At 42.4% G+C, this 22,383-nt stretch carries 22 protein-coding genes and 1 other RNA gene; 5 read left to right on the forward strand and 18 right to left on the reverse strand.

From position 1 onward, the window contains the following. Together gmk and DW125_RS05190 are read right to left on the reverse strand one after the other, a co-directional pair. A complete protein-coding gene (gmk, locus tag DW125_RS05185) occupies positions 1 to 621 on the reverse strand; it encodes a guanylate kinase (RefSeq protein WP_021860662.1) in 621 nt (206 codons plus the stop codon). Between the two features lie 19 nt (positions 622 to 640). Then, entirely contained in the window at positions 641 to 1,522 is an 882-nt protein-coding gene (locus DW125_RS05190) for a YicC/YloC family endoribonuclease (protein ID WP_021860663.1), read from the reverse strand. Positions 1,523 to 1,666: 144 nt separating this feature from the next. Between DW125_RS05190 and DW125_RS05195 the strand changes: the two genes are divergently transcribed. Continuing rightward, positions 1,667 to 3,406 (forward strand): Rqc2 family fibronectin-binding protein, encoded by a 1,740-nt coding sequence (locus DW125_RS05195; protein ID WP_117537416.1) that lies wholly within the window; start codon positions 1,667 to 1,669, stop codon positions 3,404 to 3,406. 71 nt (positions 3,407 to 3,477) lie between these two features. On the opposite strand, the gene DW125_RS05200 is transcribed toward DW125_RS05195, so the two are convergent. From DW125_RS05200 to pheA, 3 genes are all read right to left on the reverse strand, one after another. Then, positions 3,478 to 4,806, reverse strand: coding sequence for an MATE family efflux transporter (locus DW125_RS05200; protein ID WP_117537313.1), 1,329 nt, complete (start codon positions 4,804 to 4,806; stop codon positions 3,478 to 3,480). Position 4,807: 1 nt separating this feature from the next. After that, the gene (locus DW125_RS05205) at positions 4,808 to 6,097 is read right to left on the reverse strand and encodes an ATP-binding protein (protein WP_117537314.1); all 1,290 of its coding nucleotides are present in this window, start codon (positions 6,095 to 6,097) and stop codon (positions 4,808 to 4,810) included. Between the two features lie 86 nt (positions 6,098 to 6,183). After that, the gene (gene pheA, locus DW125_RS05210) at positions 6,184 to 7,314 is read right to left on the reverse strand and encodes a prephenate dehydratase (RefSeq protein WP_021860667.1); all 1,131 of its coding nucleotides are present in this window, start codon (positions 7,312 to 7,314) and stop codon (positions 6,184 to 6,186) included. 118 nt (positions 7,315 to 7,432) lie between these two features. Between pheA and DW125_RS14460 the strand changes: the two genes are divergently transcribed. The 3 genes from DW125_RS14460 (at position 7,433) to DW125_RS05225 (ending at position 9,240) form a co-directional block, all read left to right on the forward strand. Then, complete coding sequence (locus DW125_RS14460) at positions 7,433 to 7,789, forward strand: putative ABC transporter permease (RefSeq protein WP_334294206.1); 357 nt, start codon at positions 7,433 to 7,435, stop codon at positions 7,787 to 7,789. A 70-nt stretch (positions 7,790 to 7,859) separates the two neighbouring features. Next, positions 7,860 to 8,777 (forward strand): aspartate carbamoyltransferase, encoded by a 918-nt coding sequence (gene pyrB, locus DW125_RS05220; protein WP_117537316.1) that lies wholly within the window; start codon positions 7,860 to 7,862, stop codon positions 8,775 to 8,777. 19 nt (positions 8,778 to 8,796) lie between these two features. Beyond that, positions 8,797 to 9,240, forward strand: a complete 444-nt coding sequence (locus DW125_RS05225; protein ID WP_021860669.1) for an aspartate carbamoyltransferase regulatory subunit — start codon at positions 8,797 to 8,799, stop codon at positions 9,238 to 9,240. 256 nt (positions 9,241 to 9,496) lie between these two features. Here DW125_RS05225 and rnpB read toward each other — a convergent pair. The 11 genes from rnpB to DW125_RS05275 all read right to left on the reverse strand — a co-directional run bounded on the left by rnpB (position 9,497) and on the right by DW125_RS05275 (position 18,030). Next, positions 9,497 to 9,845: RNase P RNA component class A (gene rnpB / locus DW125_RS05230), an RNA gene on the reverse strand. A gap of 75 nt (positions 9,846 to 9,920) precedes the next feature. Beyond that, positions 9,921 to 10,394: a ribonuclease HI gene (rnhA, locus tag DW125_RS05235; protein WP_021860670.1), complete on the reverse strand. Its 474-nt coding sequence runs from the start codon at positions 10,392 to 10,394 to the stop codon at positions 9,921 to 9,923. Between the two features lie 7 nt (positions 10,395 to 10,401). Further along, positions 10,402 to 10,872, reverse strand: coding sequence for a MogA/MoaB family molybdenum cofactor biosynthesis protein (locus DW125_RS05240; protein WP_021860671.1), 471 nt, complete (start codon positions 10,870 to 10,872; stop codon positions 10,402 to 10,404). A 75-nt stretch (positions 10,873 to 10,947) separates the two neighbouring features. After that, entirely contained in the window at positions 10,948 to 12,420 is a 1,473-nt protein-coding gene (gene spoIVA / locus DW125_RS05245; RefSeq protein WP_021860672.1) for a stage IV sporulation protein A, read from the reverse strand. Positions 12,421 to 12,503: 83 nt separating this feature from the next. Further along, on the reverse strand, positions 12,504 to 12,722 hold the full coding sequence (locus DW125_RS05250; RefSeq protein WP_117537317.1) for a hypothetical protein: 219 nt from the start codon (positions 12,720 to 12,722) through the stop codon (positions 12,504 to 12,506). A 21-nt stretch (positions 12,723 to 12,743) separates the two neighbouring features. Continuing rightward, the gene (locus DW125_RS13990) at positions 12,744 to 12,917 is read right to left on the reverse strand and encodes a hypothetical protein (RefSeq protein WP_158549888.1); all 174 of its coding nucleotides are present in this window, start codon (positions 12,915 to 12,917) and stop codon (positions 12,744 to 12,746) included. A gap of 86 nt (positions 12,918 to 13,003) precedes the next feature. After that, positions 13,004 to 13,489, reverse strand: coding sequence for a sporulation initiation factor Spo0A C-terminal domain-containing protein (locus tag DW125_RS05255; protein ID WP_021860674.1), 486 nt, complete (start codon positions 13,487 to 13,489; stop codon positions 13,004 to 13,006). A 172-nt stretch (positions 13,490 to 13,661) separates the two neighbouring features. After that, on the reverse strand, positions 13,662 to 14,669 hold the full coding sequence (locus DW125_RS05260; RefSeq protein ID WP_117537318.1) for an NAD(P)H-dependent glycerol-3-phosphate dehydrogenase: 1,008 nt from the start codon (positions 14,667 to 14,669) through the stop codon (positions 13,662 to 13,664). 19 nt (positions 14,670 to 14,688) lie between these two features. Beyond that, on the reverse strand, positions 14,689 to 15,333 hold the full coding sequence (plsY, locus tag DW125_RS05265; RefSeq protein ID WP_021860676.1) for a glycerol-3-phosphate 1-O-acyltransferase PlsY: 645 nt from the start codon (positions 15,331 to 15,333) through the stop codon (positions 14,689 to 14,691). A 2-nt stretch (positions 15,334 to 15,335) separates the two neighbouring features. Continuing rightward, on the reverse strand, positions 15,336 to 16,664 hold the full coding sequence (gene der / locus DW125_RS05270; RefSeq protein WP_021860677.1) for a ribosome biogenesis GTPase Der: 1,329 nt from the start codon (positions 16,662 to 16,664) through the stop codon (positions 15,336 to 15,338). Between the two features lie 46 nt (positions 16,665 to 16,710). Beyond that, the gene (locus DW125_RS05275) at positions 16,711 to 18,030 is read right to left on the reverse strand and encodes a DUF512 domain-containing protein (protein ID WP_117537319.1); all 1,320 of its coding nucleotides are present in this window, start codon (positions 18,028 to 18,030) and stop codon (positions 16,711 to 16,713) included. A 166-nt stretch (positions 18,031 to 18,196) separates the two neighbouring features. Here DW125_RS05275 and DW125_RS05280 point away from each other — a divergent pair, with 166 nt between their 5' ends. Further along, the gene (locus DW125_RS05280; RefSeq protein WP_117537320.1) at positions 18,197 to 19,390 is read left to right on the forward strand and encodes a ribose-phosphate pyrophosphokinase; all 1,194 of its coding nucleotides are present in this window, start codon (positions 18,197 to 18,199) and stop codon (positions 19,388 to 19,390) included. Between the two features lie 158 nt (positions 19,391 to 19,548). Here DW125_RS05280 and DW125_RS05285 read toward each other — a convergent pair whose 3' ends face one another. Then, positions 19,549 to 21,039: a polysaccharide deacetylase family protein gene (locus tag DW125_RS05285; protein WP_117537321.1), complete on the reverse strand. Its 1,491-nt coding sequence runs from the start codon at positions 21,037 to 21,039 to the stop codon at positions 19,549 to 19,551. 179 nt (positions 21,040 to 21,218) lie between these two features. Continuing rightward, on the reverse strand, positions 21,219 to 22,382 hold the full coding sequence (locus tag DW125_RS05290; RefSeq protein WP_117537322.1) for a phosphoglycerate dehydrogenase: 1,164 nt from the start codon (positions 22,380 to 22,382) through the stop codon (positions 21,219 to 21,221). Position 22,383 lies beyond the last annotated feature (1 nt).

Genomic DNA, 22,383 nt, shown 5'->3' on the forward strand with positions numbered 1-22,383 from the left:
CTATTCTCCTTTCAACTCTTCTTTCATATGTTCAATAAATGTGTGATTTCTGAAACTTCTTCTATGCTCTCCCTGAATGATCTCATGCATCTGCTGCACGCATTCCTGAAGATCGTCATTGATGATCAGATAATCGTATGCATCCATGCCTTCCGCTTCCTGTGCGGCTCTGCTTAAACGGCTCTCGATCACATCCTGTGTCTCTGTGCCACGTCCTTCCAGACGTCTGCGAAGCTCTGCTGCACTCGGCGGAGTTACGAACAGTAATAATGTCTCCGGGAACTTTTCCTTCACTTTTAATGCACCCTGGATTTCTATCTCAAGAATCACATCTTTCCCTGCTTCTAACTGTTCTTCCACGTATGCACGCGGTGTACCATAGTAATTCTCCACGTATTTAGCATACTCTATCAGTTCATCTTTCGCAATCATTTTTTCAAATTCTTCGATCTCATGGAAGAAATATTCCCGTCCGTCTACCTCTCCAGGTCTCGGAGTTCTCGTCGTTGCTGATACAGATAAAGCATAATTATCATACTGCTTCAGCAGTTCTTTCATTAAAGTTCCTTTACCGGAGCCGGAAAATCCGGAAACAACAATGAGTATTCCTCTCTCTTTCATTTGCTCTTCCTCACACTTCTTATTCGATATTCTGAATCTGTTCTCTGACTTTTTCAATCTCTGTCTTCAATTCGATTCCGATATTGGAAATCTCCAGATCATTCGCCTTTGACAGGATTGTATTCGCTTCCCTGTTCATCTCCTGCGCAATGAAATCCAGCTTACGTCCGATTCCACTGTCTTCTGATTCCAGCGTCTCTTTCATGTGTACAACATGACTTCTCAAGCGTACCACTTCTTCATCGGTACAAATCTTATCTGCGAAGATCACAACTTCTGCTGCGATCCTGCTCTCCTCAATCTGTGTATCTTCGAGAAGTTCTTTTACTTTATTTTCCAACTTCTCACGATACTCCGCAATAATCTTCGGGGAACGCTCTTCAATCTGTTCAACCAGTGTCAGCAGATGATCCAGTTTTTCGATCAGATCTTTCTTAAGATTCTCTCCCTCCAGCGTTCTCGTCTCAACAAACTGCTTCACAGCACCGTCCAATGCCTTCTTAAGTCCCTTCCACAGTTCCTCTTCGTCAACAGCCTGCTCTTCCATCGTAATGACTTCCGGATAACGTGAAAGCGCAGATACACGGATGTCATTCTCCAGTGAGAATTTCTCTTCCATCTGTTTAAAATAAGACAGATACTCAGTTGCCAGTGCCTCATTATATTTCAATACAACCTGTCCCTCTGAAGAATCCTCATAAGTGATAAATATATCGACTTTTCCTCTGTGCACACTTTTTTTTAAATGATTACGGATAGATGTCTCGAAAAAATTTAATTTCTTCGGCATACGGATATTGGCATCCAGATATCGATGGTTCACGCTTTTCATCTCAACTGTAAATTTACGTTCTCCGTCGGTCACTTCACAACGTCCGAATCCCGTCATACTCTTTATCATAATAGAAACCTCGTTCCTGTTTTATTAACGCTCTACATATTACAGACCGTTTTCCATCGTCCATTATAAGCTATTTGGAAAACAGAGTCAACTATGATATACTATACAAATGAGCCTGAAATCAGACAGAAAGGAGCTATTTTTATGGCATTTGACGGAACAACTGTTGCAGCAGTTACAAAAGAACTTACCGAGCAGCTCTCCGGCGGGCGGATTGCCAAGATCGCACAGCCGGAAACCGATGAGCTTCTCTTTACAATAAAGACACCACAAGGGCAAAAGCGCCTATATATCTCAGCCAGTGCATCTTTACCACTTATTTATCTGACAAATGTGAATAAGCCAAGTCCGATGAATGCGCCGAATTTCTGCATGCTTCTGCGCAAACATATCGGAAACGGACGCATTACCAGGATCACACAGCCGGGACTGGAACGGATTATACAGATCCAGATCGAGCATCTGGACGATTTAGGTGATCTCTGCCGGAAGACACTGGTTGTTGAGATTATGGGCAAACATAGCAATATTATTTTCTGCGATGCAGACGGACGGATCATCGACAGTATCAAGCACATCTCCGCACAAATGAGTTCTGTACGTGAAGTATTGCCGGGCAGACCGTATTTTATTCCGGATACAATGGGTAAAAAAAACCCTCTGACGGTAGATGCTGATACTTTTATTTTCACATTAAAAGAAAAACCATGCCCGCTGGGCAAAGCGATCTATACAAGTTTCACAGGTATCAGCCCGGTAATCGCAGAAGACATCTGCTTTCTTGCCGGCATGGATTCCGGTATAACGCCAAAAGAATACGAAGACGATCTTCTGTTCCATCTATATCGTCAGTTTTCTTATTATATAGAAGATGTAAAAGCAGGGAATTTTCACCCGGTCATCTACACAGATGGTGAGACGCCAAAAGAATTTTCTGCACTTCTGTTATCACATTTTGATACTTTTACAAAGCAGGAATACGATTCGATCAGCGAAGTACTCCATATTTACTATGCAACGAAGAACACGCTGACAAGAATCCGACAGAAAAGTGCAGACCTGCGTCACGTTGTCCAGACTGCATTAGAACGTGCACGTAAGAAATACGACCTGCAGAAAAAGCAGTTAAAGGATACTGAAAACCGGGAAAAATACAAAGTTTACGGAGAACTGATCAATACCTATGGATACAATCTTGCACCAGGTACAAAAGAACTGACAGCACTTAACTATTACACCGGCAAAGAGATCACTATTCCGCTTGATCCGCTCAAAACACCACAGGAGAATTCCCAGAAGTATTTTGCACGTTATAATAAGCAGAAACGTACTTTTGAAGCACTGTCAAAACTTCTCACAGAAACTGGTGACGATATCCACTATCTGGAATCGATTAGCAACGCTCTGGATATTGCCCGAAGCGAAGCAGATCTGGCACAAATTAAGGAAGAACTGATTGAAAGCGGTTATGTCCGCCGAAAATATACGAAAAAGAAAGTGAAATTAAAAAACAAACCAATGCACTATATCTCTTCCGATGGTTATCACATCTATGTCGGCAAAAACAATCTGCAGAACGATGAACTGACCTTCTCTTTCGCAAATGGCGGTGACTGGTGGTTCCACGCAAAAGGTGCTCCGGGTTCCCATGTCATCGTCAAAACGAATGGGGATGAACTTCCGGATCGTACTTTTGAAGAAGCCGGAAGACTTGCTGCATACTATTCCAAGAGCCGTGGCAGCGATAAAGTTGAGATTGATTATGTAGAGAAAAAACATGTAAAAAAACCAAATGGGGCCAGACCGGGATTTGTAGTTTATTACACCAACTACTCTCTCATGATCGACTCTGATATCAGCAATATAAAAGCCGTGCAGGATTAATTCCCCGCACGACTTTTTCTGTCATATCTCCCATAACGTTTTCTATATTATCCCGTCCTGTGTAAAAAAACTCATATCTTCTTTTTCTTCATATATAAAACTCCCGTTATATCAGCAAGAAACCATCCGATTATAATTGCCCACCAGATCATCCGCACTCCCAGTAATGGTGCCAGTGTATACGCAAGCAACACCCGTGTTCCAAGAGAAATCACAGTCAGCACAACCGACATTTCCGGTTTCCCAGTTCCACGGTAATAAGCATACAGAAGAAACAGAAGTCCGATTCCACAGTAAAATGCGCCTTCAATCCGCAAATACTGCACACCAATCTGCAATACTTTCACTTCGGTTGCTTTCACAAAGATAAGCATCAGCGGTCTTGCAAACAAAAAGATCAGCACAGATACAATTCCACAGAAGATAAGAGATGTTTTCACTGCTGCCCGCACGCCTTCTTTCACTCGTTTTTCATCTTTTGCGCCATAATTCTGCGATGTAAAGATAGAGAACGAATTGCTGAATTCCTGTGCCGGCATGTAGGCAAAGGAATCAATCTTCACTGCTGCTGCATAAGCTGCCATTACCGCAGTTCCAAAACTGTTGATCAGTCCCTGGATCATCAGGATACCGAAATTCATCACCGACTGCTGCACACTTGCGGCAAGCGAAAACCGTACCACTTCCGGCAGTACTTCTTTTGAACATGCCTCCTTCAATGAAATGCCATTTCCTATGAAGCGTAGCTCCGGCTCCTTCTTCCAAAGATAGTAGCCGATTCCGACTCCCGATATGATCTGCGCAATCACGGTCGCCCACGCAGCTCCTCCAACTCCCATTTTCCATTTCACAACAAGCAAAAGATCAAGAATAATATTCAGCATAGATGCGATTGCCAGAAAGAGAAGCGGCGTTACCGAATTTCCAACTGCTCTCAGCAAATACGCAAAAAAATTATACAAAAATACAAAGAAGATTCCCCAGAAGATCACCCATACATATTTTTTCATATATGTATAGATATCTTCCGGTATCCGCATCAGCTTAAGAATCAGGTCCATTCCTGCAAATACAGCAATATTTACAATCACAGAAATGATTCCGATAAAGAGAAAAGACGCAAGGATCGATTCCTGCATCTTTCTTTTATCTCCTTTTCCATAGTAAAAGGAAAAAACGCTGCCGCTCCCCATACACAGTCCGATCAAGACAGATGTCAGAAATGTCATAAGCGTATATGCCGTCCCGACTGCCGCCAGCGCTCCCGCTCCCAGAAATTGTCCGACTACCCATGTATCCGCAATGTTGTAACATTGTTGCAGAAGATTTCCGACAATCATCGGTCCTGCAAATACAAGCATCGTTCTTTGTACATTTCCATGTGTCAGATCTTTTTGCATGTTATCTTGTCCCCAGGAGATAGTCAATAAACTGCTGTGCTGTCCGTCCGGATAAGCCGCCGTGGCTTAATTCCCACTTATTTGCTTCCAGAAGCAGTTCATCTTCCGGCATATCTATGCCATTCTTTTCTGCAAGAGCAAGTACGATCTCCTGAAATTCCTTCTTCGCCGGTTTTCCAAAGTAAATCGTAACGCCAAAACGGGCAACCAGCGATAATTTTTCCTGCACGGTATCATTTGTATGAAGCTCTTCGTCTCTGTCTTCTTTGTCCTTGAATGTTTCACGGATCAGATGTCTGCGGTTCGATGTTGCATAGATCAGAATATTATCCGGTTTCTTCTCCAGACCGCCTTCAATGACCGCTTTCAGATATTTGTACTCAATTTCAAATTCTTCAAAAGAAAGATCATCCATGTAAATGATAAATTTATAATTCCGGTTTTTGATCTGTGCGATCACGTCATTCAGATCCTGGAACTGATGCTTGTACACTTCGATCATACGCAATCCCTGATCATAATACTGATTCAGGATTGCCTTGATGGATGTGGATTTACCGGTTCCTGCATCTCCGAATAACAAACAGTTATTTGCACGTTTTCCTTCTACGAATGCCTTCGTATTATCAATCAGCTTCTTCTTTGCAATCTCATATCCAACCAGATCATCCAGGTGTACATGTGCAATCTTGGTGATCGGCACGATCTGTGCACTCTCATCTGTATGCTCAATCCGGAATGCTTTGTGAAGTCCCAGTTTTCCAACGCCGAATTCCTTATAAAATCCTGTTATTTTCTCTTTGAAGTCCTGTGCGTCTTCTGCTTCTGCGAGGCTCTTTGCCAGATCACAGATACGGTCACGGATACGCTTGTTAAATACATTACCGTGACTGCTGTCTCCTGCATATTCTTTGATCATGGATATGCAATCCACGCCAAATGCCTCTTCCATTTTTCTAAAATCATAATCAAATAATTCTTTGAATATCTCAAAATCATGCAACGCAACCTGGTTCAGACTTCCATCGATTGCTCCTGTAATCTCACAGGAAGTACTGTATGCATTTTCATGGCTTGCCAGAAGGTATGTAAGATATGTATGCCACAGATTTCCTTCAAATCCATGACTCGCTGACAGTTCTAAAATGTCATTCATCTGCTCAAACAGCAGACCTTTCATATCTTCTGTATTATAATAATCGTTATCATAGTTTTCCATCAGGAACGTCATATCCGTCAGAATCTGACCGTCTTCCATATGTTTGTAAAGCATTAATTCTTTTGTTCTCATCTTCTTGCTCCTTGCTTATCTCCTGTCACTTACACTTTTATTCGCTCTTACAATCCTGTACATCGCAGAAATTATATATACTGAAACTAATAATTTCCAAGTATCCTCATATTACGGCTTTCCTCTCTCAGTCCGCGGATTGCATTTTTCACAGCCGGATCTGCCATATTTCCTTCAAAATCAATAAAGAAACGATACTCCCAGTTTTTTCCCTCAATCGGGCGGGATTCAATCCGTGTCATATTCAGATCATTGTAAATGAAATGCGACAGCAGTCTGTACAGCGAACCGCTCTCATGTGGCAGTTCCAGGCAGATGCTGATCTTCTGTGCGTGCTTTAAAAATACTTTCTGGTTTGTAACCACAATAAAGCGTGTACAGTTTGTCTGATCATCATTGATATTCTCTTCTAATATTTCTAATCCGTGTACCTCTGCCGCATAAGCACTGCATACAGCCGCCTGTGCCTGATCTTTGTCATCCCGTATCTTACGCGCCGCAATCGCTGTATTTGCCACACTGATCTGCTGCCAGTCGCTGTGGTCATCCAGAAAATGTGATGCCTGCATCAACGCAACGCCTTTGGAATACACACGCTCAATATCTGTAAGTTTTGCTCCCGGAACTCCGGACAGTGTATGAATGATCGGAATAATTGTCTCACCTACGATATAATTTTCAAACTCAACAAGCAGATCGTACATCTCATCTACGGAGCCGGCTGTTGAATTCTCAATTGGCAGCACGGCATAATCTGCTGCCCCATCTTCGATCGCTTCCATTGCTTCACGGAATGTCCGCACATAAAAACTATTGCAATTTTCACCAAAATAATCTTTTGTAGCTGCCTGACTGTATGCACCTTCTGTTCCCGGAAATACGATTCTTGCATTTTTCGCATCCAGGGATTCCATCTCAATAAACGGAAGTCTCCCAAGTGCTCCTGCCTTTACAAGCTGCTGGTACTGTAATTTACGGCTCATGGACATTAACTGCTCATACAATTCACGTACACCTTTTTTATTAAATTCAGAAGAAGCTTTCTCTGACACTGCCTGTAATTTATTCTTCTCTCTCTGGCGGTCCAGAACCTTCTTCCCATTCTTGATCTTATACTCGCCGACCTGTGCACATACTTTCATACGTTCTTCGTACAGGCGGACCATCTGATCATCTATCTCATCTAACTGCAATCTCAATTCTTCTAATGATGCCATCGTCTGTTCTCCTCACTTTTTTGCATAAACCGTCAATTATTATAATACATTTTACGTATAAAATCTACATTTCCTTCTTATACTATCTTCCATGAAGCGAAAATTTCTCCAATGCGGAATGTTCGGCTGGTGTATCGAAATTCTCTATACCGGTCTTCGTTCCCTGAAAAAAGACAACCACACATTAACCGGACACACTTCCATCTGGATGTTCCCCATCTACGGAATGGCATGCCTGTTCTCTCCTATCTGCCGACGGATCCAGCATTTTCCTGCCTTTGTACGTGGGTGCTTTTACACCGTCTGTATTTTCTTTACAGAATATACGACCGGAAGCCTCCTCAGGCACTTCCATGCATGTCCGTGGAATTACAGCCATGCACGCTTCCAGATCCGCGGACTAATCCGGCTGGACTATGCACCGTTATGGTTTTTCACCGGATTGTTCTTTGAAAAAATTCTCTGCAGACATTGAAAAACTTTTTTATTTATTATATGATGTATGAAAGATTTTCAATAGATTTGAAAATAACAGGAGGTTTTTTATGAGACATTTGATTAGTCCACTGGATTTTTCTGTGGGAGAACTTGATAAACTGATGGATTTGGCGAACGATATTGAAGCCACCCCGGAGAAATACGCACATGCCTGTGCAGGCAAGACACTGGCAACTTTATTTTATGAACCTAGTACACGTACCCGTTTAAGTCATGAAGCAGCGATGTATAATCTTGGCGGTAATGTTCTAGGTTTTTCTTCTGCCAGTTCAAGCTCTGCCTCAAAAGGCGAAAGCGTTTCCGATACACTCCGCATGATATCTTGCTATGCAGATATCTGTGCAATGCGCCATCCAAAAGAAGGTGCCGCAACTGTTGCATGCAAACATTCCGGTATCCCGGTTATCAATGCTGGGGACGGCGGACACCAGCATCCGACACAAACTTTAACTGATCTTCTTACAATCCGTTCTTTAAAAGGACATCTGGATAATATGACGATCGGTCTCTGCGGCGATCTGAAATTCGGACGTACTGTACACTCTCTGATCCATGCATTAGTAAGATATCCAGGTATCCGTTTTGTACTTATTTCCCCGGAAGAATTAAAACTTCCAGGCTACATCCGTTCCGATGTATTGGATAAGAAGAATATCCCTTACGAGGAAGTAGAACGTCTGGAAGATGCACTTCCAAAACTGGATCTTCTCTACATGACACGTGTACAGAAAGAACGTTTCTTCAACGAAGAAGATTATGTACGCATGAAAGACTTTTATATTCTGGATGCCGCTAAGATGAAGCTTGCCCCGGAAGATATGTATGTCCTTCATCCGCTTCCAAGAGTAAATGAAATCTCCGTAGAAGTAGATGATGATCCGAGAGCCGCTTATTTCAAACAGGCACAGTACGGTGTTTATATCCGTATGGCTCTGATCCTTACATTGTTAGAGATTGAAGTATAAGAAAGGAGCATACATAATCATGTTAAATAATACATTAAGTGTTGGAAAAATCGAAGAAGGTTTTGTTCTGGATCATATTCAGGCAGGACGAAGCATGGATATTTATAAATATCTGCACCTGGACAAACTGGACTGTTGTGTCGCTATTATCAAAAATGCGAAAAGCAGTAAGATGGGCAAGAAAGATATTATGAAGATCGAGTGTCCGATCGACTTTATGGATCTGGATATTCTCGGATTCATCGATCATAATATTACAGTAAATATTATTAAAGACTCACAAATCGTAGACAAGAAAGCACTTCGTCTTCCGAAGAAGATCACAAATGTGATCCGTTGCAAAAATCCGCGCTGCATTACTTCTATCGAGCAGGAACTGGATCATGTCTTCGTACTGACTGATCCCGAAAAGGAAGTATACCGCTGTCTCTACTGCGAAGAGAAATATCACGGACGCGGCTAATTTAACACAAGTAAAGCTAACATTAATAGCTTATTTGAATCATTCTGGCACAGCGACAAAACACGCTTTGCGAGTTTTGTTCGCTGATTAGCGGTTGTCAATGCTGTCATCAAGCATGACGCGTTTTCCTCGTCGCCATAACATAAAAAGCAGCTCATATCGAGCTGCTTTTTATTATGATGACAAACTAAAATCCAAATCAGCTTGGAACGGATAGCATCATCTATAATACATTTTTCAAATCGTTTCATAAATATATGCAAGCAAAACGATAAGCCGGGTTATGTCGTTGGGTAATCATCTTTCTAGACCTGCCGTTACCGGCAGGTTCAAGCGACCTACCTAAGACGTGACGGGCCGCCACATCGTCTTTATCCGGTCTTGCTTCGGATGGGGTTTACATCTGCCTTCGCTGTTACCAGAGAAGCGGTAGTCTCTTAAACTGCCATTCCACCCTTACCTGCATGCACAGGCGGTATATTTCTGTTGCACTTGCCTTGGAGTCACCTCCACCGGACGTTATCCGGCATCCTGCCCTGTGAAGCCCGGACTTTCCTCGCCTGTCCCCTTTCGGTCCTGACAGCCGCGATTACCTGTCTTACTTGCAATTTAATAAATATAACACATATCTTTCAGAACTGCAATATCAATTTTTCTTTGTTTTACTTACACTTCTATATCTACTGGATCGTATCATCAATCAGGTCATTTCCATCTGCCGCAGTTGTGGCAAGTGTGTCGCACCGTTCATTCTGCGGGTGTCCGTCATGTCCCTTCACCCAGATAAATGTAACCTGGTGAGGTTCTTTTGCTTTCAACAGACGTTTCCAGAGATCTGCATTCTTCACCGGCTCATTCTTGCCGCGCTTCCATCCCTTCTTCAGCCAGCTGTCGATCCAATGCTGGTTAAAAGCATCTACAACATACTTGGAATCCGAATATAATTCCACCTCGCACGGTCTGTTTAACGCTTCCAGTGCCACGATCACTGCCATTAATTCCATCCGGTTATTCGTTGTCTTTTTATATCCCTGTGACAGTTCTTTCGTATGCAGTGTTCCTTTCGGATCTACATACTCAAGCACTGCTCCATATCCTCCCGGTCCGTCCGGGTTTCCCCTCGCCGCACCGTCTGTATATATCTTTACCTGCATATGATTCCTAATTCTCTTTCTGGCCTAATTCTGCTGCATGAACAATTTCTGGAAGAATATATTCCAGAGACTCTTTGGCTGCACCTGCTTTTCCCGGAAGGTTCACGATCAGTGTATTACCTCTGAATCCGGCAACACCACGGTTTAACATAGAACGTTTTGTCAGATGCATCAAGTGCATACGGATTGCTTCCGGAATCCCCGGTACTGGTCTGTCAAGAATCTCTGTTGTTGCTTCCGGTGTAACATCTCCCGCTGCGCATCCGGCTCCGCCTGTTGTCAGGATAATGTCTGCCATATTACCATCTGCCATTCTCTGCATAACTGTAGATAATACCTTCTTATCTACAGGAAGTGCTTTTGCAAAGATCACATGCTGTCCTGCTTCTTCCACAATCTTGCGGATAACCTTTCCGCCTTTATCTTCTTCCTGTTCTTTATATACCTGCGTATTTGCAGTTAAAATTGCTACTTTCATATCGTACCTCCATAAAACCTCTTTCTGTTGTCCATATAGTAGAATTTTAACGCTTTTGATACAAGAATGCAATCCTTAAATTATAATACAGACCATTCCGCCATTGCTGTCATTTACGATCTTCTTCATTGTATCCTGTAGTTTTTCCTGACTCTTTTCGTTGATCGCCGCCATTTTCCCGCGCATGCCGTCCATTACGAGCTCTTCTACTGATTTTCCGAAAATATTTGTCTCCCAGATGCCTTCTTTTTCTTCAGACTGCTCTTTCAGATATTTCAGAAGATCCTGTGCCTGCTGCTCATTTCCAACGATCGGCGCGATCTCCGTCTCCACATTGGCTCGGATCAGATGGATCGATGGCGCCTGCGTGTGGATCTTTACACCGAATTTATTTCCCTGCCGGATCAGTTCCGGCTCATCCAGTTCGATTTCTTCTTTCCTTGGACTCACCATGCCATACCCACGCATCCGTACAGACGCAAGCGCATCCCGGATTCCTTCATATTCTTCTTTCAGCTTCGTAAGCTTTCGCATTGCATCGATCAGTTCATACTGACCACGGATCGGTGTTCCTGTAAGAGACGTCATCCACTCATAATAATAACTCTCGCCAATGTCGATCTGTATTTGTATGCGGCCTGTGTCTGTCTCAATATTCCGTATATGTACACGATCTATGTAACTGCTGTCCCATTCCGGCACTTTTCCTGCCACGTCCTGTATCCGACCGTACATATCAAGAATTTTTCGGACATAGCTGATTACTTCTTTCCGGATCTCATGATCCGCCGGCAACATCTCCACCCATTTCGGGACAAAAAATTCGATTTCTGAAACTGGAAATTCATAGAGAACTGTCTCCATGATTTTTGTAATATCCTCCGGTTTTAACTTTTCACAGTTCACAGTCAGCGCACGGACACCATAAGTTTCTTCCAGCCACTCGGCTGTTTCCTGCGCCTCTTTTGCATATGGTTTCTTTGAATTTACCAATACAACAAACGGCTTGCCAATGTTCTGTAATTCCATGATCGTCTTTCGTTCTGCTTCCAGATATGCCTCTCTGTCTATTTCTGTGATTGTTCCATCTGTTGTTACTACAATCCCGATCGTCGCATGCTCATGGATCACTTTTCTTGTGCCCACTTCCGCTGCATGTGTAAACGGGATCTCTTCTTCAAACCAGGGAGTCTTCACCATCCGTTGTGCATTTTCTTCCAGATGCCCCGTTGCCCCGTTTACCATATAGCCTACACAGTCGATCAGCCGGAGTTTCAGGTTCAGGTCTTCCTGCAAATGAATGACTGCCGCTTCCTTTGGAACGAATTTCGGTTCGGTTGTCATAATTGTTTTTCCGGAACCGGACTGTGGCAATTCATCTCTTGTCCGTGCCTTTGCATGCTCATCCTCCATATAAGGCAGCACCAGCACATCCATAAATCTCTTGATAAATGTAGATTTTCCGGTCCGCACAGGTCCGACCACACCTATATAGATTTCTCCGTTCGTTCTTGCTTTTATATCCTCGTACATCTGAAACGTGTCCATATGAATACCCCCTTGTTATGCTGATAACAGTTTATGCCGCCAACACATCCGTTTAGAACACGTTTCTCTTTGTTTTTTTGTTTTCACAGTCCCTGATAAACAAGCTGGCTGTGTTGTTTTAATGCAAGATCGCAGATCCCGATCCATCCTTCCATCTCTTCTATAACTTCCCGTCTTGTCACCGGTACTTCCCGGTAACAGATATCCGAATCTTCCTGTATCGTCAGGCAGAAATTTTCCGGCGACGCAAGAAACAATGCCTTCCACGGTCGTATGATCTCCAGTATCCGCTCTACTTCCATTTCCGTGATTACAGCGAATCCCTAGTCCGGGAATCCTTCCAGCTCGATCTGGTCATTCCAGCTTGTATGAATCCATCTCATACTATCCTGAATATACCGCATCAGGTGATCCGATACAAAAATATACTCTTGTTCCGACGGAATCAATAATTCTTCTTTCATTCCCCTTACTATAAATTGATGTGCTAAAGCCATAAATTTACTCCCCCATCTGTTTTTGTTTTAAACATAGCACATTCATTTCCTGAAAGTATTCGTTTTTTCCACCTGTTTATCGACCTTTATCGACCTTGCACGGATGACTCCTGCACTTTTCTTGCCAGTGTATGAATGACGGTTCCGTTTGTCGGCCGTCCTGTCTTATACTCGATCATCCCACTGCCAAAGTCATCCAGTCTCTGTAAATTTCCTCTCGTCCAGACTTTTTCAATTGTTGTCCTTATATTCCTCTCTACATTTGCTGCATTCGTGCTGTATTTTTCCGCCACAGCCGGATACAGTTCTTTTGTAATGCTGATCTGTCGTTTTTGTTTCTGGATAAAATAAAAGATCCCCTCTTCCAGATAAATCGTGCCACAGGCACTGGATGGGAATCCTAATCCTTGTAATTCTTTTCTGATACTCTGTCTGTAATCTTCCCGGATAATAAAGCCATTTTCTTTGTCCGTTCTTATTTGAAAGTTTCCTTCCAGGAAGCAATTTCTTTCTCCGTACTGCAGTTCCAGTTTCAGGTTTACATTGATACTTTTTCCTCTACTCTCGTCCATAAGTTCCCCTATGATACTTCAGCCAGCCGTTTTCAACCACTGCTATTAACTTAACTCTATTATATCGGTATTTTTCCCTGTTTTCTACAGAGTATTTACATATATTGTTGCGAAGAGCCACTTGACACACACAATCAAGTGGCTCTTCGCAACAAATGTCATATTTATATTTTTACCATTTTAATGTCATATGTTCTGTTTTGCTGTCACGCAGCATCAGTTCATCTACTGCTTCTCTCGGATCTTTTCCTTCAAACAGCACTTCATTCACTTTATTAACGATTGGAAGTGCCACATCGTATTTCTTTCCAAGCTTTGCAGCAGCTTTCGCTGAGTATACACCTTCAACTACCATCTTCACTTCATCCATCGCTTCCTGCATGGACATTCCCTGGCCCATCAGATAGCCCGCCTTACGGTTACGGCTGTGTACACTGGCACAGGTTACGATCAAATCACCGATTCCGGTAAGGCCTGTAAAACTCTCGATACTTCCGCCCATTTTTACACCAAGCCGGGCAATCTCAGCAATTCCTCTTGTAATAAGCGCAGCTTTTGTATTATCGCCATAGCCAAGTCCATCTGCAATACCTGCAGCCAGAGCGATTACATTTTTCAGAGAACCTCCCAGCTCCATACCCAGCATATCCGGACTGATATACACACGGAATACTTTATTCATAAACTTATCCTGCAGATAAGCGGCTGTCTCTTCTGTCTTTGCCCCGATTACGACTGCTGTCGGAAGTCCGCGTCCAACTTCTTCTGCATGACTCGGTCCGGATAAAACTGCCACATCCGCCTGCGGGATTTCTTCCTCGATCTGCTGTGACAGCGTCATCAGCGTATCTTCCTCAATACCCTTTGCAACATCGACAATAATCTGCCCATCTGCAACATACGGTTTCATACTCCGTGCCGTGCTTCTTGTAAATTTAGACGGAACCGCAAGAACAAGAAAATCTTTTCCTTTGATTGCAGACTCCATATCGGAAGTAAAGAGCATATCCTCCGGAATCTTAACACCCGGAAGTTTTGATTCATGTTCTCTTTTTTCCGAAAGCATCTGCACTTCCTCTTCACTGATCGACCATACTGTCACTTCATGCCCGTTGGAATGAAGCAAAAGTGCCAGTGCAGTTCCCCAGCTTCCGGCTCCCATAATACCTACTTTTACCATAATACCTCCTCCTAACATTTTATTTATTTTTACCGACACTGAGTTTGTTCTCTGTACCGGCTAACAGACGTTTAATATTTTCTTTGTGCTTGTAAAATGCAGACAGCATCAGAAGTGCAGCGATAATATACATTTCCATTAAATGCGCACCCTGCATTCCAAATCCGCCCATCTTCCCATATACAATAATCTCTATCAGATAAATGATAACAACTGCCAGTGATCCGAGTGATACATATCTGGTCACTCCTACGATCAAAACGAAAGACACAAGACAGATCAGTACCATCCATACATTTGTTGTACTGACAAGAAGACCTGCCGTAGCCGCAATTCCCTTGCCTCCTTTAAAATGCATGTAAAACGGATAGTTGTGTCCAAGCACCGCACCCATTCCTGCATACATAGAAAGAAGCGGAAGAATGTCTCCATAATTTTTCGCAAACAGAAGATGCACGACCACTACTGCGAATACACATTTGAAGCAATCACCTAAAAATGTCACCGCTCCTGCTTTCCAGCCCATTGTGCGGAGTGCATTCGTTGTTCCTGCGTTGCCGCTTCCCTGTTTGCGGATATCTACATGATGTGCCTTTCCATAGAGATAACCGGTCTGGAACAGTCCAAATATATAGCCGATCACCAAACATACGATACGTTCCATAACTAACGGTCTTTCTCCTTTCGCTCACGAATAAAAAACTTCAGTGAAGTTCCCTTAAAACCAAAAGCTTCCCTGATCTTATTCTCCAGATATCTGGTATATGAAAAATGCATTAGCTCTTTGTCATTTACAAAGATGACAAAACTCGGCGGCTTAACCGCAACCTGCGTAATATAGTAAAGCTTCAGACGTTTTCCTTTGTCTGACGGTGGCTGCTGCATGGCAACCGCCTCTGACATGATCTCATTCAGGACACCTGTAGCAACACGAAGTGTCTGATTCTCGATCACCATGTCGATCATATCGAATAATTTCGGAAGTCTCTGCCCCGTCTTTGCAGACACATACATAATCTCTGCATAAGGCATAAATGAAAGAATTCTTCGAACTTCATTCTCATACTCACGCATTGTCTTATCATTCTTCTCAATTGCATCCCATTTATTCACAACAATAATGATGCCTTTTCCTCTCTCATGTGCGATCCCGGCAATCTTCGCATCCTGTTCTGTCACGCCTTCTTCTGCATCGATCACGATCAGCACCACATCTGCACGTTCCACCGCAGTTACTGTACGGATAATACTGTAACGTTCCAGTTCTTCTTTGATCTTATTCTTGCGGCGGAGTCCTGCTGTATCGATAAATACATATTCTTTTCCATTATGAATAATGTTCGTATCAATTGCATCTCTTGTTGTACCGGCAATATCTGATACGATTACACGGTCTTCTCCGACCAGCTTGTTGATGATCGAAGACTTTCCAACATTCGGCTTGCCGACGATTGCCACGCGTGGACGTTCATCCTCTTCCTCTTCCCCGGTATGTTTCGGAAAATACTTGATCACAGCATCTAACATATCGCCGATCCCGAGACGTGAAGATGCAGAAATCGGATGTGGATCACCGATTCCCAGATTATAAAACTCATATACATCTGCCATGAATTTCTGAAAACTGTCCACTTTATTGACAACAAGCACGACCGGTTTACCGGAACGTCTGAGCATATCTGCTACTTTCGAATCGGCATCCACCAGTCCCTGTCTTACATCTGTAATGAAAATGATCACATCCGCAGTATCAATTGCGATCTGCGCCTGTTCTCTCATCTGTGAAATAATAATATCCTTGCTCTCTGGTTCAATACCACCGGTATCGATTAATGTGAAGTCTCTGTCAAGCCAGCTGGTGTCTGCATAAATACGATCTCTTGTTACTCCCGGAGTATCTTTTACAATCGATATCTTCTCGCCTGCCAGCACATTGAAAAGCGTTGACTTTCCTACATTCGGCCTTCCTACGATAGCCACTACTGGTTTACTCATCTTTTATCTCCTATACTTTATATCTTTATGAATCTTTTGTTATCTGTTATTCTTTTTCGTGTTTCAAAACGGCTTCTATAAAATCTCGCCCGCTTGATTTTACAATATCTGTCTTTACTTGTAAAGCCTCTTCTACCTGATCTCTTGTCAGATCGTCCAGAAAATCCTGCTCCTGTATACGCACCATATTACATGGAAGAAGCAGACATGTTCCAAGCGGCTGATCCGTAAGCTGGCTGATCAGATCTCTTCCGGTAATCAACCCTGACACGGTGATCTTCTCTCCAAAGAAATCATTGCGTATACCATAGACATGGATCTTTGTCTTTGTGTATTTCTTTTCAATCGCCGATGCCATCTTACAAATCAATGGATACGCCAGCACTCCTGTCGCAATTGACACTTCACGTTCTGTGTCATCCCCCTCCAGCCCGGCATATTCTTCTGCAAATTCATTCTGTAAAAGCCGCATCATGCCAACACCGTTCTCCAGTTGCAGATAACCATCATAGCGTTCCTCTTCCGGCATCTCTTCTTCAGCGAGAATATACCATTCATCTCCGGCATGAATGAAATGATAACCATATTCATCATATGCCTTTTTCTGCCATTTATGGATAATGGACAGCACTTCTTTCGCATCTTCCTTCGTGAATGATTCCAGCGGATACAGTCCTTCTCTGTATTTCGTAAGCCCAACCGGTACAACCGACACGCTCTGAAGACACGGAAGATACTTCATCATGTCACGTATGCTCCTCTCCAGCTCCTCGCCATCGTTCACACCTTTACATAATACGATCTGACCGTTCATCGTAATTCCACCTTCATACAGCCGGTCGATCTTCTTAAGTGCTTCACCTGCAAACCGGTTATGCAGCATCTTACAGCGAAGTTCTGGGTTCGTCGTATGAAAGGATATATTGATCGGCTCCAGATGATACCGTATGATACGGTCCACATCATCATCACTCATATTCGTCAGGGTGATATAATTCCCCTGTAAAAAAGACAGTCTAGAATCATCATCTTTAAAATATAATGTCTCGCGCATCCCCTTCGGCATCTGATCAATAAAGCAAAACATACATTTATTCCTGCAGGAACGATATTCATCCATCAGTCCCTGTCCAAATTCAATTCCCAGATCATCCTCGTAATCTTTCTCAATCTCCAGTTCCCACTGTTCTCCCGTCGACTTTTCAATGAGCACCGTCAGAAAGTCATCATTTACCAGAAAGTGATAGTCAAAAACATCCCCGATCTCCTGTCCGTTGATCGAAATCAGCCTGTCTCCTTTTTCAATTTCCAGTTCTTCTGCGATACTTCCCGGAAGAACTTTATCAACAATGTGTACATGTTTCATATATACGCCCTGTTTCCTTTCTCTTTAACTATATTATTATAACTTACATAGACAGAATTGACAAGAAGAGGAAAAATAGTCATTTGGAAAGATTGACCTGTTCCTATAAATAGTGGTATAAATAAGTAAGAGCTATAAGCGAAAAAATATACTTAAGGAGATTATTATGCCAAACATAAAATTAATGGAATCCTCTTTACCGGTAGCACCGTTAAAGATTGCCGCACATGCAAGTTGTATTGATCTCGGAAAGAAAGTAAATGATTATATTGTTTCTTTTCGCCAGAACACACTGACAGAGAATCACACTTCTCCTTTATTCCGTGCGTACAGTACCGACAACTATCTGATTGACTGTGACTGTCCACGTTTCGGCACTGGTGAATCCAAGGGACTTCTTGGTGAATCCATCCGTGGAAAAGATCTTTTTGTAATGGTTGACGTCTGCAACTACAGTTTAACCTATACTGTAAGTGGTCATTTGAACCATATGTCACCAGATGATCATTATCAGGATCTGAAACGAATCATTTCTGCTGCAAACGGAAAAGCACACCGTGTGAATGTAATCATGCCATTTCTGTATGAGAGCAGACAGCATAAACGTACCAAACGAGAATCTCTGGACTGTGCACTCGCACTTCAGGAACTGATCGATATGGGTGTCAGCAATATCATCACTTTCGATGCTCATGATCCACGTGTACAGAATTCAATTCCATTACACGGATTTGACAGTTTCAACCCACCGTATCAGTTTATGAAAGCACTGCTCCGCGCTGAACCGGATCTGATTGTAGACAAAGATCATCTGATGATCGTAAGCCCGGATGAAGGTGCAATGCATCGTGCCGTTTATTTTTCAAACGTACTTGGTGTAGATATGGGAATGTTCTACAAACGCCGTGATTATTCTACCATCGTCAATGGGAAAAACCCGATCGTTGCCCACGAATTTCTCGGTACAGATATCAAGGGCAAGAACATTATCATCATTGATGATATGATTTCTTCCGGTGAGAGTATGTTAGACGTTGCAAAACAGATCAAAGAGCGTGGCGCCCGCTGTGTATTTGTCTGCACAACTTTCGGCTTATTTACAGAAGGCTTTGAGAAGTTTGATGAATATTATGAAGCAGGGTATATCGACCGCGTAATTACAACAAACCTTACTTATCTTCCACCGACTGCACTTGAGAAGCCTTATTTCGTAGTTGCCGATATGAGTAAATTCATTGCGCTGATCATCGATTCTCTGAATCATGATATCACAATGAGTTCCGTACTCGTTCCGACAGATAAGATTCACAAACTGCTCGACAGACATAACACTGATCTTGCTGCCAGACATATTATTTAATTCTTACATAGATTATAAAATGATGATAACAATTCTTCCAAATTATTATAATACCTGGGAGAATCTGTTATCGGCAATTTATACTAATACAACAACAGCAAAAAAAGAAAGGTGACTTGCATACTCTGCGAATCATCTTTCCTTTTTATTTATAACTTCTATTCTTCTGATTCCTGATTTTCTTTTGCTCTGCTTAGTGTCTTTGCCGTAAAGTCACAATACTTCTCACCATTCTCCAGCTTCTGACCTTTGGCTTCTGCCATCTCAGAAATTGTCACAAGTTGATAGCCCTCTTTTTCCAGTTTCGGGATCAGTTTCAATGCAGCATCCACACTTTCTGTATGAATATCATGCATCAGGACGATATCACCATCCCCTACATTGTTCATAACCGTTTCAATCGTCTTCTGCGCATTTCTTGTCTTCCAGTCTAAAGTATCAATATTCCACAGGATCATCGGCATCTTAACCTTCTCATGCATAACACCACCGATTGCTCCATATGGAGGTCGAAGCACAGTTGCTCCTCTTCCGACTATTCCTTTTATCAGATCATTGGTCTTATCTACCTGATCCTTCAGGCCCTTGGCATCCTGTTTTGAAAGATTCGCATGATTATAAGAATGATTTCCCAACTCACAACCAATCTCTTTCATCTTCTTCAATGCATCTTTATGAATAGAAACATTCTGTCCGACCATAAAGAATGTTGCATGTGCGTTGTACTTCTCCAATGCCTTCAACAGCTCCAGCGTTCTTGGTCCCGGGCCATCATCAAATGTAAGCGCTACCATAGGTTTCTTCGGATCAACTTTTCCCGCTTTTTTAGAAATCAGATTACCTTTTTTGTCAAATTTGCAGACAGACAGACCAATATTCACTTCGCCGGTTACCATCTTTCCATCATTTTCAAAATAATATGTATTCTTTCCAATCTTCTGCCAGCCGGTTACTGCTCCTCCGGACTTCGTCATATAATACTTATCCGAGCCATTCTTCTGCCAGCCGGTCTGCATGATTCCTTTTTTATTGAAATGATATGTTGTACTTTTAATTGTATGCCAGCCAGTCGCCATCTTGCCATTCTCATCAAAATAATAAGTATCACCACGGGATACAACAAAATCAGATTTGACATAAGTACCATCGTAACGTTTAAATTTATTCTTCTCCCACCGTCCGACTTTATTCTTTACACGGACTTTTCCGTCCTTGACTGTAAGCTGTATTTTCTTACTCCAGTCATCATCCAGCTTCTTCTGTAAGGACTCACTCAGCTTAATTGTTGCTTTATAACTTCCCTCTGTCTTCGGATCAACTTTACAGATAATCTTATAGCCTTTTCCCTTTTTCAGATCTCTGATAAAATCCTTTGATGTATATTTGCTTTTCTTGTCCAACGTAGGTCCATCATCCTTCTCAACTTTTACCTTCGCCTTCAATGTTGGAACATCTTCTCCCTGCAATATTGCAACATTCTCAAATTGCAGTGTCAGTACAGCTTTTTTACGAAGAACTCCGGCTATCATATATGCAAGAATTAATACGATACATACTGCGACAATTGTAATCAGACAGCGCATCTGCCGATCCCTTTTTCGTCTCTGCTCATGTTGCTTAATTCCGTATTGATGCCTTGTGCCACTCATTCGTATTCCCCCTCATTCCATAATCTTTTTCAACACTTATTCAGTATACTCTTCTTCGACATAATTCGCAATGAAAGTAATATTACTTTTTTATTAAGAATCCTTTAAGATTGTTACAAAAATCCCCTTGAATTCCAATTACTGAAAATCAAGGGGATTGCATCATCTGTCCTATAATTTTAAGCCAGAATACGAACCCGGAGTACCTCTCCTACCGCTTTTAATTCTTCTACAACACCTGCCGGCACCGGTGAATCAATGTCGATCATTGTATATGCATATTTACCTTTACTCTTATTTGTAAGATCTGCAATATTCATATTATCTTTTGCCAAAATCGTTGTAAACTGGCCGATCATATTCGGTACATTGTGGTGCAGAAGCAATAATCTCGTATTCTCTCCACGAATGCCCATATCACAGTCCGGATAATTGACAGAATTTTTTATATTTCCATTTTCCAGATAATCTTTCAGCTGTTTTGCTGCCATTACTGCACAATTGTCTTCTGCTTCTTCTGTAGATGCTCCCAGATGTGGGATAACAATTGCACCTTTTACTCCTGTCACTGTAGGTGTCGGGAAATCTGTCACGTAATGTTTCACATGTCCGGATACAAGTGCATCTACCATTGCTTCTTCATCTACAAGAATATTTCTTGCAAAATTCAGTATTACTACTCCGTCTTTCATCAGACTAATCGCATGCTTATCGATCATTCCTTTTGTGCTGTCCAGTGCCGGAACATGAATCGTAATATAATCACAGTCACTGTATAACTCATCCACTGTCTTAGCATGATGGATACTTCTGGAAAGTCTCCATGCAGAATCAACAGACACATACGGATCATATCCATACACATCCATGCCAAGGTGTGTCGCTGCATTGGCAACCAGAACTCCGATTGCTCCAAGACCGATCACTCCAAGTTTCTTTCCTTCCAGCTCACAGCCTGCAAATGCTTTCTTCGCCTTTTCTGCGTCTTTGGCAATATTGCCGTCTTCTTCATTTTCCTGTACCCAGCCAATACCGCCAATGATATCTCTGGATGCGAGCAGCATGCCTGCCAGCACCAGTTCTTTAACTCCGTTTGCGTTTGCACCCGGTGTATTAAATACAACAATACCTTCTTCTGCGCATCGCTCCAATGGAATGTTATTCACGCCGGCTCCGGCTCTTGCCACTGCTTTCAGATCTTTTGAAAATTCCATCTCATGCATAACAGCGCTTCTGACCAGAATCGCATCTGCTTCTTTCGCCTCGTTTACAGGTGTATATTCTTCTGTCAACTGATTCAGCCCCACCTGAGAGATTGGATTCAGGCAATGATATTTATACATA

It is taken from the genome of Dorea sp. AM10-31, from assembly GCF_003435815.1.
GTDB classification, from domain to species: Bacteria; Bacillota; Clostridia; order Lachnospirales; family Lachnospiraceae; genus Dorea_D; species Dorea_D hominis.